This window comes from Gordonia tangerina (genome assembly GCF_021556435.1).
Lineage (GTDB): Bacteria > Actinomycetota > Actinomycetes > Mycobacteriales > Mycobacteriaceae > Gordonia > Gordonia tangerina.
In genome coordinates this window covers 1-17217 of the sequence record NZ_JAKGCU010000029.1, presented here as the reverse complement: position 1 = coordinate 17217, position 17217 = coordinate 1, and the positions used below count along the sequence as shown (strand labels likewise).

The 17217-nt window shown below is 68.9% G+C and carries 7 protein-coding genes; 6 read left to right on the top strand and 1 reads right to left on the bottom strand.

The features are described 5' to 3' along the window. Positions 1–7 precede the first annotated feature (7 nt). A complete protein-coding gene (locus L1892_RS21505) occupies positions 8–649 on the bottom strand; it encodes a GNAT family N-acetyltransferase (protein ID WP_235725846.1) in 642 nt (213 codons plus the stop codon). A 65-nt stretch (positions 650–714) separates the two neighbouring features. On the opposite strand from L1892_RS21505, the gene L1892_RS21500 reads away from it, so the two are divergent. The 6 genes from L1892_RS21500 to L1892_RS21475 are packed head-to-tail and all read left to right on the top strand — an operon-like array spanning position 715 to position 17101. After that, positions 715–1506 (top strand): thioesterase II family protein, encoded by a 792-nt coding sequence (locus L1892_RS21500; protein WP_235725812.1) that lies wholly within the window; start codon positions 715–717, stop codon positions 1504–1506. Next, a complete protein-coding gene (locus L1892_RS21495) occupies positions 1506–2822 on the top strand; it encodes a beta-ketoacyl [acyl carrier protein] synthase domain-containing protein (protein WP_272492747.1) in 1317 nt (438 codons plus the stop codon). Before L1892_RS21500 ends, L1892_RS21495 begins: the two co-directional genes overlap by 1 nt. Next, a complete protein-coding gene (gene nbtC / locus L1892_RS21490) occupies positions 2815–6054 on the top strand; it encodes a nocobactin polyketide synthase NbtC (RefSeq protein WP_235725811.1) in 3240 nt (1079 codons plus the stop codon). Before L1892_RS21495 ends, nbtC begins: the two co-directional genes overlap by 8 nt. Before the next feature lie 51 nt (positions 6055–6105). Then, positions 6106–7026, top strand: coding sequence for an MTB12 C-terminal domain-containing protein (locus L1892_RS21485; protein ID WP_235725810.1), 921 nt, complete (start codon positions 6106–6108; stop codon positions 7024–7026). A 5-nt stretch (positions 7027–7031) separates the two neighbouring features. Continuing rightward, on the top strand, positions 7032–12521 hold the full coding sequence (locus L1892_RS21480) for a non-ribosomal peptide synthetase (RefSeq protein WP_235725809.1): 5490 nt from the start codon (positions 7032–7034) through the stop codon (positions 12519–12521). After that, the gene (locus L1892_RS21475; protein ID WP_235725808.1) at positions 12518–17101 is read left to right on the top strand and encodes a non-ribosomal peptide synthetase; all 4584 of its coding nucleotides are present in this window, start codon (positions 12518–12520) and stop codon (positions 17099–17101) included. Before L1892_RS21480 ends, L1892_RS21475 begins: the two co-directional genes overlap by 4 nt. Positions 17102–17217: the final 116 nt, after the last annotated feature.

Here is a 17217-nt window from a genome sequence, read left to right as displayed (position 1 = left end):
GCTCGGATCACAGCTGCGGCACGTCGGCCGGGGTGCGGCCCAGGATGTGCAGGGCGATCCGCCGATCCGGCCGCACATCGAACTCACCCGCATCGGTCCACCCGTGACGGGTCAGTGCGCGGCGAATTCGCGAGTTGCGCGCATCGGGCTCCAGAACCACACGCCGACAACGAGAATCGGCATCGAAGAGAGCCTGCGCCAACTCGGCGAGCCACCCCGACATCACGCCGCGGCCGGTGAGTGCCGGGTCAGCGGTCGCGATGTGGATGCCCATGTCGTACGGGTCCACCGGGTACAGCCGCGCGATCTCGTCACGAGCGGGCCGGTACAGTTCGACGTAACCGATCTCGGTTCCGTCGAGCGAGACGATCAGCGGACGCGAATAGTCGCCGGCGAGGCGGTGCGTCGAGTCGGCCCGCCACTTCGCCTCCGACCACTCCTGCTCCCAGGTTTCCACCAGATGCGGCCGAGCGAACCAGGACACCAGCATCGCCGGGTCGTCGCCGGTCGGGTCCACCGCCCGCAACCGGAAACGGCCGGTCAGCGCCGGTACCACCGGGCCGCCGACGGCGACCACATCCGCTCCGACATCGGTGATCTCGCGGCCGATGGTGTACCCATCGGGCGTCCCGGCAGCGGCGGATTCCATGAGGGTCGGCTCCGTTCGGTCTCGAGTGGACATGCTGGCCAGGCTAACCCACACAGGAAGTTGACATGACGCAGAACCAGACCGGCACCGCCCGCCCCGCCCTCGGTGCGCTGCGGCAGTTCCATCAGCCGCTGCGACCCGACCTCCCTCCGCTGCTGGTGTTTCCGCATGCCGGCGCCGGGGCATCGGCCTATCGCGCGCTGTCGGAACTGTTCAGTCGCGAGTTCACCGTGCTGATCATGCAATACCCCGGGCGCCAGGACCGGATGCGTGAACCGGCAGCCACCGCTCTCACCGATCTGGCCGCCGAAGCGCACACGGCCTATCTCGCCCGACCGGACGCATCCGAACGCCCGCTGACCGTCTTCGGCCACAGCCTCGGCGCCATCGTCGCGTTCGAATTCGTTCGCCGCGCGGAGGGTTCGGCGGTACCGATCGCGGGACTGGTGGTTTCGGCGGCGACCGCGCCCAGCAAGGTCGCCGACCTCCCGCCGCATCCGACCGACGACGACGGGTTGATGGCGCATCTGTCGGCGCTCGACGGCACCGGGGGAGCGGTGATGGGCAGCGACGCCGTCATGCGGATGGCGCTGCCGGTGCTACGCGCCGACTACCAGGCGTTCGACGCGTACAGCGCGACAACCGATGCGCGCATCGCCGCGCCGATCACGGTGCTCGGTGGCGCAGACGACCCGGTGATCCGGCCGCACGACCTGCACACCTGGGCCCAGCACGCCGACGACGTCACGGTCAGCGTCCTCGACGGGGGACATTTTTACCTCGACGCCAACGACACGGAGATCCTCGAGGTGCTCGTCGAGACGCGCGATGCGGCCACCCACCGGGTGGGCGACTGATGAGCGTCGAACCCGTCGTCATCGCCGGCATGGCGGTGGAGGCGCCCGGTGGGATCGAGACACCCGAGGACTTCTTCGCCGCACTGGCCGACGGTGTGGAACTCATCGAACCGTTTCCGCGGGACCGCGACTGGCCGGTCGATCAGGTGCTGGCGCTCGGCGCACTCGAGGGCTGGGGTGAGGTCCCCGATGCCGGCGGATTTCTGCGCGGCGCGGCCGATTTCGACCCGCTGTTCTTCGGGGTGAGTCCCCGTGAGGCGGTCGCCATGGACCCACAGCAGCGTGTCGCGATGCGAGTGGCGTGGCGGGCGCTGGAGAACACTGGAATCAATCCCGCGGCGCTGCGCGACCATGAGGTCGGCGTCTACATGGGTGCCTCGATCGCCGAGTACGGGCCGCGCGCTGCCGCGGTCAACGACTACTCCGGTCATCGCATCGCCGGTACCGCGCTGGGTGCGGTGGCCGGCCGGATCTCGCACGTCCTGGGTACGGTCGGCCCGTCGATGACCGTCGACACCGCGTGCGCGTCGTCGTTGACCGCGCTGCATCTGGCCGCCAACGCCGTGCGGTCGGGGGAATGCGAGTGGGCGCTCGCCGGCGGTGTGTGCGTGATGGGCTCTCCCGGCGCCTTCTTCGAGTTCGCCAAGAACAACGGACTGGCCGACGACGGACACTGCCGTTCCTACAGTGCCGGCGCCACCGGCACCCTGTGGGGCGAGGGTGCCGGCGTGGTAGTGGTGGAACCGGAGGGCCGCGCACGGCGGCTCGGCCATCGCATCTACGGCACCGTGCTCGGCACGCGGGTCAACCACAACGGTGGCGGCGGCCCGATCGTCGTGCCCAGTGCACGCGCCCAGCAGCAGCTGGTCGATCGCACCATCGCTGCCGCCGGGGTGTGCCCGGCCGACGTCGACGTGATCGAAGGACACGGCACCGGTACGCCGCTGGGCGATCCGATGGAACTCGAGGCATTGCAGAACACCTACGGTGCCGCCCGGCCAGCCGACCGCCCGGTCCTGCTCGGGTCGGTGAAATCCAACGCGGGACACGCACAGGCGGCCGCGGGCATCCTCGGACTCATCAAGGTGCTGCAGTGTGGCCGACACGGGATGACCGTGCCGAGCTTGTACGCCGACGACCCCACCGCCGCCATCGACTGGGATCGCGGCGGGTTGCGCTTGTCGACGACGACACAGCCGTGGCAGGCGCGCGGAGACCGCCGCTACGCCGCGGTGTCGAGTTTCGGGGTGTCGGGAACCAACGCCCACGCCATCATCTCGATGCCGGTCGCGGAGAGCGAGGCAGCCCATGTCTGAGACGACCACACGCGCAATGTCGGGTGCCGCACCCCCGTTCGCGGGACCGCGGATGCCCGACGGGCGGGTGCCGGTGCTGGTGAGTTCCGATGCCGCAGAGCTCATCGCAGCCGAGGCCGCAGCCCTGCACGACTACGTCCGAACACATCCGGGTGTGCCGGTGGCCGCCGTCGCCGATCAGCTGCTGCGCACCCGGCCGGCCCGCCGGCATCGCGCACTTATCCTCGCCACCGAGCCTCATCAGCTCGCCGGCGCGCTCGACGCACTCGCCGAGGGACGGCCGCATCCCGACGTCATCGTCGGTGCCGGCGCCGCCACATCCCGGCAGATCGCCTACACCTTCCCCGGCCAGGGCAGCCAGCGACCCGGCATGGGACGGGGGTATCACGCACTCTCCGAACCGTATCGGCGCGCGGTGGAGGAATGTCACACACAGTCGATGCGACTGTTCGGCACGTCGCCGCGCGACTACGTGCTCGGCGAGCTCGCCGAGGACGACCCGGCGGCATCCGATGTCCGGGTGATCCAGCCGGCCCTGTTCATGCAGATGGTGGGGCTCACCGCGATGTGGGACGCCGCCGGAGTGGCGCCCGCGGTCACCGTCGGGCACTCGCAGGGTGAGATTGCCGCCGCCTACCGCAGCGGTGCGATGACGTTGCCGGATGCGTTGACGATCGTGACTATCCGCGCCCGGCTGGTCCACGAGCTGTCGCCGCGCGGGCACACGATGGCCGTCGTCGGCATCGACGTCGACGAATGCGAGGACATGCTGGCTCGCCACTCTGGGTGGGCGCAGCTGTCGGTGGTCAACTCCGCCCACATCCTGTGCATCTCCGGCCAACGGGACACAGTGCTCGAGATGGTGGAATCGCTCACCGCCCAAGGCAAATTCGCCAAGGAGATTCGCGTCGAGTATCCGGCGCACACCAGCATCGTCAGCGAGTATCAACCCGCCTTCCTCGACGCGCTGGGCACGTACCTGGAGAACGAGTCGATGCTGGCCGGCGGTGTGCCGTGCGTCGGCGCGACACTTGGCGGTGCCCTCGACGAGTCGATGTCGCTGGGCGACTACTGGTTCTGGAACCTGCGCAACAGGGTGCGCTTCGACAAGGCGATCAGCGATGCCGCGCGGACCCATGGCGCCGACCTGTTCGTCGAGATGTCCGAACACCCCACTCTGTTGCTCGCGATCGGCGAGACGCTGGCCGGGGTCGACGATGCCGGATCGAGTCGACAGATCCTCGGTACGTCGCGGCGTGATGCCGATGGCCTGGCCGAATTCACGCGCAACGTCGCCGCGGTGGCCGTCGCCGACACCGGATTCCGGTGGGACGCGCTGGGGGACGCCGACGCGCAGGCGACTCCGCGGCCACCGCTGGAAGGGTTCCCGAACACCGTGATGCGCCGGGTCCATCTGTGGGCCGACCGCGAATCCGGGCTCGGCGACGACGTCAATTCGCCGGACTGGGCCGCCCGGCAGGTCGGCCGGGCCGCGCATCGTCTGCAGGCCGGTTGGCTTCCGTTGAAGCGCCGCAAGACCCAGGCGCCGAGAAAGATCGCGGTGCTCGATCCCACCGGTCAATGCGCGGACCTGGCCGCGCAGATCTGTGCGGCGGCTCCGGATCACGGCGCAGTCGCCGACGTGGTCGACCCGACGACGACCGACGGTCAAGGGCAGCAACCGGAGTCGGAGTTCGACACCGTGCTGCTGTTGACCGGCCTGCCGGGCACCAAACCCGACACGGCCGGCGATCACCTCGCAGCTGTTCTCGCCGACGGACGCTGGCGGCCCGGCCCGGGGCCGCTCGTCGAACAGTTCTGGTGGCTGACGATCGATGGTGAATCGGTGGACAGCGACGCGGCCGGAGACGGAACGGCACCGGATCTGGTCCAGGCCTCGGTGAGCTCCGCGCTGCGGTGCGCGGCCGCCGAACACCCGGGTACCCGGTTCCGACACCTCGACCTCGGCGCCGCCGAAGACACTGCGTCCGCCGGCGAGCGGGCATCCGCTGTGCTGTCCGCGCTGCACATCGCCGACGAACCGGAGATCGCGCTGCGCGGGGGCTCGCCATTCGTGAAACGACTGATCCCCGCCGCACCCGATGCGACGACCGCCGCGCCGCTGCGGGCAGACACGCCACACGTCCTCATCACCGGCGGCACCGGCAAGCTCGGACTGGAATTCTGTGCGCACTTCGCGTCGGGGGGCGCCGGCCGCATCACGCTGGTCAGCCGCTCGGGCGGCACGGCGGAGGCACTCGGCCGTATCGACGCCATCCGCCGTCGATACCAGACGGTCATCGACGTGGTCGCCTGCGACATCGGCGACGAGGCCGCGATCGACGACCTCGCGGCCCGCCTGCCCGAACCCGTCAGCGTGGTCCTGCACGCGGCCCTGAACTATGTGGCGGGGCCGATGGAAACCATCTCCACCACGGACATCGCGACCGCCACCCGCGCCAAGGTCGTCGGCATCGGCAACGTCATCCGCGCCGTCCCACAGGTCGACGATGTGCGCGTGGTGCTGTGTTCGTCGCTGGCCGCGACGCTGGGCGGCCGTGACCAGGCCCTGTACGCGATGGCAAACCGGATGCTCGACGTCACGGCCGCCGAGCTGCGCGCCGACGGGATCAACGCGGTGTCGGTGCAGTGGGGACTGTGGCAGGCTCAAGGGCCGCTCGACGCCGACGGTGTGGCCCGGGTGGCGGGCGCCGGGGTGATCCCGATGGCTCCCGCTGCGGCCATCGCGGCGGGATTCGCGGATCTGTCCGGTGACAGCGTCGTCCTCGCCGCCGACTTCGGCGAGTTGCGTGCATTGCTGAGTGTGCTGGGAGCCGCGCAGATCCTGACCGAGGTCGGTGACAGCCCCACGCCGTCTGTCGGCGATCCGGCACCCGCGGCACCGCCCCCGGTCACTCCGATGGAGACAGTCGACACTCCTGCACCTGGCGCCGACAGTGTCGAAGCGGGTCCTGGGACGACCAAATCTGGCCAGGCCGAACTGCTCCGCGCCGAACTCGCCGGCGCGATGGGCTTGCCGGCGGGCGAAATGGATCTCGACCCCGATCTGCCGCTGGTAGCACTCGGTCTGGATTCACTGCAGGCCCTCGACCTACGCAAGCGAGTGCAGGCCACGCTCGGCCAGGATCTCCCGATCGAGGCGATACTCGGTGGTGCGACGTTGCGGGAGGTCATCGCCCTGATGGCTCCTGACATCCCTGCAGGTCGATGAAGTAAGGTCAGGCTAATGAAACAGCACGGGCCCAGTGAGGGGAGCGAGCCCATGTCGAGCGATTACGACGACACCGCCACCGGACCGATCGGTGCCCAGGCCTACTCGGCAACGCCAGAGCAGTCCGCGGCCGACAGCGCCGTGGACACCCCGACCGACGAGCCGGCAGATGACTCGGGCGACGCCACGAATGGCCCGGCCGGGGGTGTCAGCTGGCCGACCGTGCTCGTGGCCGGCGGCGTCTCGGCGATCATCTCCGCGCTGATCGTGACGATCGGTGTGGTCGGTCTGTTGCTGTCCGACATCGGGCAGGGCACGTCGGCATCAACCGCGCAGCCCACGGTGGTCAACCTGGGTTCCGCGCAGGGACAGCTGCCGCAGCAGGCGCCCACCGCCGGTGCGCCGACGTCTGCCGCACCGCCGGCCGGTGCCGCGAACCCGTCGATCGCGGCCGGGCCCAAGGGGGAGGTGCTCGGCCCGCCCGGCGAGGGCAGCAGCGCCGACCTGCCCGCCGGTGGCGGCGCCTCCGGCGGGGGACTGGCACCGGGTGCGGTGCCTGAGGCAGCCCCGCAGCAGCCGACCCAGCAGACTCAGCAGACCACCCAGACGACCACCGCATCGCGTGCGACGCCGACGGTCGGTCAGCTTCAGAACGACCTCGACGTCCTCGTCGGTGGTGGATCGAATGCCCAGAAGGCGCAGCGTCTGGAGGGTGGTCAGCGCGCAGTGAACCAGGCGCAGCCCATCGTGCTGCTGCTCCAGCGGTTCAAGCCGCTCGGTTTCACCTACAACGTGACCGGGCCGGTCACCGTGAACGGCAACACCGCCAAGGCGACGCTGGAACTGAAGTCGCCGGGCTACCAGCCGGCCCGCATGCCGGTGTACTGGGTGTGGCAGGGCGGCCAGTGGAAGTTGTCGAACCGGTCGATCTGTGACATCGGTTCCTACGCGCAGATCCCCTGCAGCCTCTGACCGCGATGGCAGACGATCTCACCCAGCGCCGGAAAGAACTTCTCCGTCAGCGGCTGGCGGCCGGCGGGCTGGCCGGTTCCGGTACGGACACACTGATCGCGGCCCGCCCGGACGGTGCGACGAGTCCGTTGGCGGCGGCCCAACGCCGACTCTGGTTCGTGTCGCACCGCGACAGCGCGGACACCAGCCTCAACGTCGGGGTCGCCTATCGGCTCGCCGGTCCGCTCGACGAGGAGCGGCTGCGTGCCGCGTTCACCGCGGTGGTGGCCCGCCACGAGATCCTGCGCACCACCTACGAATCGGACGATGACGGCGAGCCACGTGCGCGTCATCACGCCGCCGCCACCCTGGCCTGGCGCACCGACGACATCGGCGATCTGACCGGCACTCGTCGCGACCGGCGGCTGACGGTGCTCGCGCGCCGGGAGTTCGGGACGCCGTTCGATCTCACGACGCAGCCGCCGATCCGGCTGCTACTGATCGCCTCCGGCACCGACGAACACATCCTGCTGCTCACCGTGCACCACATCTGCTGGGACGACGAGTCGTGGCCGATTCTGTTCGACGAGGTCAACCGCGCATACAACGCCGAGGACGGTGTGGCCGACGCCGGCGGGTCGACGCCGTTGCCGCGGCAGTATGTCGACCTGCCCGACACCGACGCCGCGACAGTGGCCGCAGACCTCGACCATTGGCGAACCCAACTCACCCCGCTTCCGGAACCGGTCGGCCTACCGGCCCGGCGCGCCGACGCCTCCGGGCGGCGCCAGAGTGCGCTGCTCACCCGTCCGCTGCCCGACACCATGCGTGACCGAGTCGACGAGCTGGCCCGCGCGGGCGCGGTCAGTCCGTTCACCGTCTACGCCGCCGCCCTCGACGCGCTGATCCATCGGCTCACCGGGGCCACCGACTTCACGATCGCGGTTCCGGTCACCCAGCGGCCTGCCCAGGCAGCCCCGCTCATCGGCTACTTCGGCAACACCCTGCTGATGCGAACCCGGCTGGCCGGCCACGACAACTTCGACCGGCTCATCTCGCTGGCGGGACAGCGCCTGACCGACGGACTGGCCCACCAGAGTGCGCCGATCGACGCGGTTGTCGGAGCGCTCAACCCGCAGCGCGCGCCCGGAGCCGACGGACTCGAACAACTCGTCGAGATCAGCCTCAGCGCCCGCGGCGACGCACAGGGCTTCGCCTTGCGCGGAGTCGCCGCTGAACCTCTCGTCGAGCTGAGCACGCCGAATGGTCAGCTGCCGTTGGAGTTCAGCATCGTGACCGGTGAGCAGGCGTCGCTGGAGATCGAATACGACACCGAACGCTTCGGCGACGTCCTGGCATCCGACATCGCCGACGGCTACCTCAACCTGCTCGAGCACATGCTGGGCAATCCGCTCGCGCCGATCCGGGACCACGAACTTCTCGCCCCCGCCGCACGCGAGCGCGTGCTGGCGGCCTCCACCGGGCACCGCGCGCCGGTCGCGTCGAGTACCGTCGTCGATCTGTTCGCCGCCGCGGTCGCCGCGCGCCCCGAGCATGATGCGGTCGTCTCCGATGATGTCACCCTGAGCTACCGGGCCCTCGACGAGCGATCGAACCGGCTGGCGCACTGGCTGATCCGATCGGGTGCGGGCCCCGACGACGTGATCGGACTCCGCCTCGGCGCATCGGTCGGATTCGTGGTCGCCGCGCTGGCTGTACTCAAGTCGGGTGCCGCATATCTGCCGATCGACCCCGACTATCCGGCCGACCGAACCGAGTTCCTCATCTCCGACGCCGCGCCTCGCTTGGTACTCGACGCAGCCGCGTTGGCGGCCGCCGAGGAGGAGGTGTCGTCGAACACGGAATACGCCTCGGCGGCAAGCGCTCCCACCGACGCCGAACGTCGATCGCCGCTGCATCCATCGAATCTCGCCTACGTGATCTACACCTCCGGTTCCACCGGGGCGCCGAAAGGTGTTGCGGTGTCGCACGATGCCATCGCCGATCATCTGATCGGATTCGGTGCCGGCGAGGTGATCGGTGCCGAGGATCGGCTCGTGCAGACGTCGTCGGTGAGCTTCGACGCATCGATGTTCGAGATCTTCTGCACCTTGGCCGTGGGCGCGACCCTGGTGGTGCCCAAGCCCGGTGCGGTGCACGACATCGCCTATATGGCAGAGCTTCTCGTACGTCGTCGCGTGACCGTGATGCACATGGTGCCGACCTTGCTGTCGACGCTGCTGATGGTGCCGGAGGTCAAACAGTGGACGATGCTGCGCACCGTCCCGGTCGGCGGCGAGGCCTTCTCCGGCGAGGTGGCCGACGCCTTCACCACCAACTTCGATGCGGCGTTGTCGAACAACTACGGCCCCACCGAGGCCGTCGTCGCAGCCACACATCACCCGATCACCACACCCCAGGGCAACACCGTGGTGCCGATCGGCACACCCAACACCAATGTGGCCGCTTACCTGCTCGACCCGGGACTGCGGTTGGTCCCTGACGGTGTGGTCGGGGAGATCTATCTAGGCGGTACGCAACTGGCGCGGGGATATCTCGGTCGCCCGATGCTCACCGCGACGCGGTTCGTCGCCGATCCGTTCACGCCGGGAGCTCGTCTCTATCGCACCGGAGACCTCGCGCGCCGAAATCCCGACGGCGACCTGGAATTCGTGGGCCGCGCCGACGAGCAGGTCAAGGTGCGCGGATTCCGCATCGAACTCGGTGAGGTGGAAGCCGGTCTGACCCACCATCCCGACGTCGCCCATGCGCTCGTCCTGGTGGACTCCGACGATTCCGGTGCGCGTCTGATCGCCTACGTCATCCCGGCGGCACACGCAGGGTCGGCGATCGACCTCGACGCGGTGTTGGCCGACGCCCGCACCCGCCTTCCGGACTACATGGTGCCGTCCGCGGTCGCCGTCATCGACGAGGTGCCGCTGACGACGCACGGCAAGCTCGATCGGGATGCGCTGCCGATCATCACGGTGCGTCCCCGCGATGACCGGGAACCGCAGACGCCGACCGAGAAGCGGATCGCGGCGGTTTATGCCGAACTGTTCGGCCGCGACGACATTTTGGCCGGAGCATCGTTCTTCGACCTGGGTGGCCATTCGTTACTCGCTGCTCGGCTCGTGACCACGTTGACCACCGAGTTCGGTATCGATGTGGATGTACGTCTGCCGCTCGACAATCCGACCGTCGCCGGACTGGCGGCTGCGGTGAATGCCGCGGTGCGCGAAGAGTTCGGTATCGACCTCGACGACCTGGGCGATATCGACGACCTGGGTGAACTCGACGCCCTGGATGACGGTGCTGTCGGTCTCGACGACAGCACCGGCGTCGACACCAGCGTCCCGGCCGCACCATCGGTGAGCATGCCGGCATCCCCGAACGCCACGGCATCCACCCGCCCACCGTTGCGCCATGTCGATGTGCCCGACCCGGTTCCGCTGTCCTTTTCGCAGCTCGCGATGTGGTTCCAGCACCGTTTCGAAGGGCCGGGCGCGGCGGGGAACATCCCGCTGGCGTTGCGACTCGACGGTCCGATCGACGTGGCTGCGCTGCGTGCCGCGCTCGACGATGTGGTCGCCTGCCACTCCGCGCTGCGCACCACGTTCGTGGAGCGCGACGGCCTGCCGACCGCACGCGTCGCCGACAGTGTGAGTCTGGACGTGCCGGTTGTCGACGTCGATGGCCCGGACACGCTCACCGCACAGTTGGCTCAGACCCGCGAGCATCTCTTCGACCTCGCCGAGGGGCCGCTGCTGAACGTGAGTCTGCTGCGCGAGAACGACACCCGGCACACCCTGTCGTTGGTGGTACATCACATGGTGATCGACCACTGGTCCACCGATGTGCTGATCGACGATTTGATCGCGGCCTATCGGGCCCGCGTCGCGGGGATGGCGCCCGCACTGCCCACACCGGAACTGACCTACACCGACTACGCACTCTGGCAGCATCGGGTGTTCCCGGTGGGGGTGGACCGAGCCGACGTGCACGCCACGGATGCGTCCGGTGCCGCGAAGCCCGACAGCGCCGCAGGTTCGGACAGCGCAGCAGAATTCGGCCGTCGGCAGATCGAGCACTGGCGTGCCGTGCTGGACGGGCAACCAGATGAGATCACGGTTGCCGCCGATCGGCCACGCCCGCCCGCGCTCGGGAAGGGCGGCGTGCTCGCCGACCTGGCGGTGTCCCCGGAAACGCATCGACGGTTGCGGCGCACGGCCGATGACTGTGGCGCCACCGAGTTCATGATGATCACCGCTGCGTTGACGGCACTCTGGAGCAGGCTCGGTGGTGGGGACGACATCACCATCGGTACCCCGGTGGCCGGACGCGTCGACGTCGGTACCGAACGCCTCGTCGGTCTGTTCGCCAACATGGTGGCACTGCGTTCGCGTACTGACGGCGCGCCGACCGTGCGGCAACTCATCCGGCGTTGCCGCGACACGGTCCTCGACGCCTTCGCTCACCAGGATGTGCCCATCGAGCGGCTCGTCGAGGCGCTCAATCCGCGGCGAACCAGATCCCGGAACCCGCTGTTCCAGAGCATGATCCACTTCCGTGATCGGGACCAGAACATCACCGGCCGGCCGCTCGACGACGCCGATGCCACCATTGCGCTGCTGCCCGTGGAGCAGGACACCTCGTTCCTGGATCTCAACGTGATCCTCACCGTGAGCGCCGACGGCGGTCTCGACGGTCGCATCGTCGGCAGTGCAGATCTCTACGACCAGAGCACCATCGACGGGATCGCGGCCGCGCTCGGCGCCATGCTGACCGCCTTCGCCGCGGACGCCGACACCCCGGTCGAGGCGATCGTGCTGCCGCCGCTGCCCGGAGTGATCACCCCGGACATGCACGCGGAGGACCCGGCCGAACTCGCCGCCATCATCACCCGCGACCGGCCGCACCGCGTGCACGCGACACCGCGGACGCTGGCGGCGCTACAGCACACCGGGTCGACCGACCTGGGGTCGGTGCGCGAGTGGGTGGCCACCGAGTCGGGGGCGGGAGCCGCACTCGGGGAGACGCTGTCCGCGTTGGCACCCGGATCGCGATTCACCGATCCGTTCGATTCGACTCCGGCGCCGATGGTGATGGCGATGACCGCGACTGCCGGGGGAGGGGCGCAGACCCCGACCGAGGAACGGCTGATCGTCATCCTGTCCGATCTGCTCGGTGTGGGCGGACTCGGTCGCGATGACAACTTCTTCGCCGTCGGTGGCGACAGCGTCATCTCGATCCAGTGGTCAGCCCGCGCAGCCGCGGAAGGTCTCCCGCTGGCACCGCAGCAGATCTTCGACCACTACTCGATCGCCGAATTGGCCGCGGCCGTCGACGAGGAGCAGACCCGATCGTCGACCCAGGATCCGGGTGCCGATCAAGCGGGGAGCGATTCCGCAGCACGGCACGCCGATGACCAGGCCGACGCTGCACCGATGAGTGCGTCGGGTCTCAGCGACGACATGCTGTCGTCGCTCGGCGCGGCCTGGAAGTCGCAGCAGTGACCACCGCGCCCGAGATCGAGGATGTACTGGCGCTCAGCCCCCTACAGGAAGGGCTGTTCACGCTGTCCGAGATGGCCGGCGAGGGATTCGATGTCTACTCGATGCAATTCGTCGTCGAGATCACCGGCCCGCTCGACGTGGACCGGCTGCATCGCAGCGTCGACGTAATCGTCGACAGACACCCTAATCTCCGGGTGTCCCTGTGGGACAAAGATCTACCGAAACCGGTGCAGATCGTGCCCAGTCGCGTCAAGGTCCCCTGGGACGAGATCAGCGCCACCGCCGCACAGTTCGACGAATTGGCCGCCGCCGAACGCGCCCGCCGGTTCGATCTGCGCCGCGGGCCGTCGATCCGGGTGAAGCTCGTCGAGCTCGACGGCCGATGGCGACTGCTGGTCACCGCACATCACATTCTGATGGATGGGTGGTCGATCGCGCTGTTCTTCTCCGAACTGCTCACGATCTACGCCGCGGGCGCCTCGAGTTCGACATTGCCGCCGGTTCGGCCGTACCGCAACTACATCGCCTGGTTGGCCGCGCAGGACGTCGACGCGGCCCGCGCGCGGTGGGTGGACCACCTCGCGGGGATCGAGCCGTTGATGCTCGGTGAGGCCGGTACGACGACCACCGAACCCGTGCGCACACGTCATCGTCTGCCGGTCGCCGACACCGAACGCCTGATCACGTGGGCCAGATCGGCGGGCCTGACCGTCAACACCGCGGTCCAATACGCCTGGGCCACCGTGCTCGGAAGGCTCACCGATCGAGACGAGGTCGTGTTCGGGACCACCATTTCCGGGCGTCCGCAGGGTCTTGCGGGCGCCGACGAGATGATCGGCCTGTTCATCAACACCGTCCCGGCGCGCGTCCGACTCACTGCGGCCGCCGGTGAACCCGAGACGGTGAGAGCGAACTGCGCTGCCCTGCAAAGCACGTCGATCCAGATGCGCGACCACGGATACCTGGGGTTGTCGGATATCCAACGGGCGTCGGGGCATTCGGCCCTGTTCGACACGCTCTTCGTATTCGAGAATGCCCCGATCGGGTCGGCCACCGAGCCGGTCTCCGCGCCCGACGGCACCCGCTTCCTACCGCTGGCCATGGAGAGTTTGGCGCACTACCCCCTCACCGTCGTCGCCTACGTGCTCGACGGCGAACTCGTCATCATCACCGAGGCGATCGACGGTGCGCTCGGTGACCTCCGCCCGGCCGAGATCGCGGCGCGACTGCTGCGGGTGCTCGAACAGCTGCCCGCCGCGGGCGATGGTCCCACAGATGCTATCGACGTGCTGCTGCCCGAGGAGCGCGCACTGATCGACCGGACCTCCACGCGGCGGGCCGAGGCCGCAGACCTCGCACCGTCGGTGATCGCGGCGTTCCTCGATCAGGCCCGTCGGACACCGGAGGCACCTGCGCTCGTCGACGCGACACAGTCCATCGGCTACGCCGCGCTTGCCGCGCGCTCGTCCCAGCTCGCCGGTGAACTCCGCGCCCGCGGCGTTGGACCCGAGTCGGTGGTCGCGATCGCGCTGCCGCGATCGGCGGATTCGGTCATCACCATCCTGGCCACGATGCTTGCCGGTGGCGCATACGTCCCGGTCGATGTCGCGTTGCCCGATCAGCGGATGGCCAACATGCTGGAGCAATCCGGTGCGCGGGTCGTCGTGACCGATCTGGCCAATCTGTCGCGGTTCCGGACCGACGGCAGGGTCACCGCGGTGGTCGTCGATGATGCTGACACGGCCGACCGGATCGCCGCCCGTCCCGCTGAGATCACGCGCCCCGCGCTATGCCCCGAGAGTGCCGCCTACGTGATCTTCACGTCGGGGTCGACCGGAGAACCCAAGGGTGTCATAGGCACTCATGCGGCGTTGGTGAGCTACTGCCGCGACCACCGCGATCACATGCTCACCCCGGCACGCCAGCGGCTCGACCGGCCGCTTCGGGTGGCACATGCCTGGACGTTCAGCTTCGATGCGTCGTGGCAGCCGCTGGCGGCGCTCCTCGACGGTCACGCCGTCCATCTGTTCGGTGAGGACGAGATGCGCGATGCAGGACGACTTGTCGCCGGACTCGCCGAGCGCGCCATCGACATGATCGACACGACACCGTCGATGTTCGGTCAGCTCGCGGCGGCTGGACTGGTCGGTGATGAAGGCGTCGGTCATGCCCATCTGTCCGTACTCGCGCTGGGTGGTGAGGCGATCGGCCCCGCGCTCTGGCGTCAGCTGAGCGCGCTACCCGGCACCACCGCACACAACTGTTACGGGCCCACCGAGACCACGGTGGAGGCCGTGGTCGCTCGGATACCGGACTCGCCCGTGCCCACGATCGGCTCACCCACCGATCGGATGGCCGCCTACATCCTCGACACCCGTCTGCGTCACGTTCCTACGGGGGTCGCCGGGGAGCTGTATCTCTCTGGCACGCAGGTCACCCGCGGCTACACGGGCAAGGCGGCGATGACCGCCGGACGCTTCGTGGCCGACCCGTTCACCGAAGGGGAACGGATGTATCGCACCGGAGATCTGGTGCGCCGTAACGATCGTGGCGACATCGTCTTCGTCGGTCGCCGCGACGACCAGGTGAAGATCCGCGGCTATCGCATCGAGACCGGCGAGATCGAGGCGGCGCTGCGGCGGCTGCCCGGGATTCGGTCGGCTGCTGTCGTGGTGGTCGACCGTACGGCCGGTCCCGCGCTCGTCGGATTCGTTGCCGGTGCCGAGCTCGACGCGCGCCTGGTGCGATCAGGGTTGGCCGAACTGCTGCCCGCGCACATGGTGCCCACCCGGATCGTCACGCTGCCGGTGTTGCCGATGAACAGCAACGGCAAGGTGGACAGCCGTGCTCTGGCCGAGTCCGCGGCGCAGGCGCTGCAAGCGCGATCCGGCGCGGACAGCGCCGACCTGACCCCCACCGGGCGCGTGGTGTCGTCGGTGATCGGTGCGGTCTTGGGGAGTACCCCGGCGGCCGACGAGGACTTCTTCGACCTCGGCCTCGACAGCATCGTCGCCATGGCCGCGGTGCACGCACTGCGCGAGCACGACCTGACCGTGACACCACGGATGGTGTTGGCGCATCCCACGGTCGCCGACCTCGCGGATGCCATCGACCGCCACGTCGATGAACCCGACGCCACCCGCGCCGGCCCCGGCATCGTGCCCGCCCTGCCCATCGTGGAATGGCTCGACGAGTACGGCAACGATCGGCGATTCACGCAGACCGTGCTGTTCGCGTTGCCAGATGGTCTGTCCGAGGGCGATCTGCAGACGATCCTGCAGACCCTCATCGACGGTCACGACATGTTGCGGGCCACGCGTACGCCCGCGGGGGTCGTCACCCGTGATGCTGGAACCGTTGACGCCACAACTATTCTCGCCTCGATGCCGAGCACTGATCTGCCCGCGGGCATCACCACTGCCGCGCGACGCGCCAATGACGCGGTCGACCCCGACAAGGGGCGGATGCTGGCCGCGGTTCGACTGAACCGGCTGGGCGCCCATGACATCTTGCTGCTCGCGATCCATCACCTGGCTGTGGACGCAGTCAGTTGGCAGATCATCTTCGGCGACCTCGCCGGCGCCGGTGCGGCTCTGGCCGCGGGTGCCCCGCCGACGATCGACGGCGAACGCACCGACTATCGGTACTGGTGCACCGAGATCCGGGCCCGTGCCGATCGTCCGGAGGTGTCGGCACACCTCGACCATTGGGTCTCGCAGGTGTCCGCACCCGACGCCCCAATCGGTGCCCGGCTGCCGGACCCGCGCGTGGACACCTGGTCGTCGCTGCGGTCCGCGGTCACTCTGACACCCGCCGACATCACCGGGACCATCCTGGGCGCGCTGGACAAACGTATCGGCATGCGCGAATTCCTGCTGGCCGCACTGACCCTGACGATCGCCGGATGGCGGCGGGAACGCGGCGCCGATCCCACCCAGGGTGCCTATATAGCCCTCGAAGGGCACGGACGCGACGACGAACTGGCCGGCCCGTCGGTGGACACCACTCGAACTCTCGGGTGGTTCACCACCGTCTATCCGGTCCGGCTCGGCACCGGACACGATCTCGACCCCGCGCAGGCCGCTGGCGATCGGGCCGCCGCCACCCGTCTGCTCGACGACGTCGCCACCGACCTCTCCACGATCCCGGGCAGCGGAATCGATTTCGGCATCCTGAAGTATGTCCGCGGCGCCGACGAGCTGGTCGATACGGTCGAGCCGCAGATCGAGTTCAATTATCTCGGCCGCTTCGATCTGCACGGTGCCGATTCGCGCGGTGTTGACGATTCGCGCAGCGGTGGGGGTTCGCGCCGTGGTGACGATTCGTGGCAGCCGTGGGCGCCGATCACCGACCTCGAGCTCAACGATCGGCTCCCTACCGATCCGGAGCCCGATCTGCCGCTTCGATACACACTCGACGTGGTAACCGTGGTGCGCGCCACCGAGAATGGCCCACAGCTCGTCGCCAACTGGCGTTACGGCGAGAGCCTGCTGACCGCCGGAGAAGCCGGACGACTCACCGAGCTGTGGCAGCTGTCGGTCTCCGCGCTGGCGTCGGTCGTTGCCGGCCAAGCCGGCTGATCGAGCGTGCTGACCGACCGGCCGCGATGGTGTCGCGTCCGTCGCTGACGTTCGGGTCGGTCGGTCAGCAGGCTTGTTCACACTGTTGAGTTGTCAAGGTACAGATGCGGTCCCGT

What these genes read in the sequence shown, in the direction of transcription:
- L1892_RS21505 (WP_235725846.1), bottom strand. Translation starts at nt 649, where the DNA reads ATGGAATCCGCCGCTGCCGGGACGCCCGATGGGTACACCATCGGCCGC.
- L1892_RS21500 (WP_235725812.1), top strand. Translation starts at nt 715, where the DNA reads ATGACGCAGAACCAGACCGGCACCGCCCGCCCCGCCCTCGGTGCGCTG.
- L1892_RS21495 (WP_272492747.1), top strand. Translation starts at nt 1,506, where the DNA reads ATGAGCGTCGAACCCGTCGTCATCGCCGGCATGGCGGTGGAGGCGCCC.
- nbtC (WP_235725811.1), top strand. Translation starts at nt 2,815, where the DNA reads ATGTCTGAGACGACCACACGCGCAATGTCGGGTGCCGCACCCCCGTTC.
- L1892_RS21485 (WP_235725810.1), top strand. Translation starts at nt 6,106, where the DNA reads ATGTCGAGCGATTACGACGACACCGCCACCGGACCGATCGGTGCCCAG.
- L1892_RS21480 (WP_235725809.1), top strand. Translation starts at nt 7,032, where the DNA reads ATGGCAGACGATCTCACCCAGCGCCGGAAAGAACTTCTCCGTCAGCGG.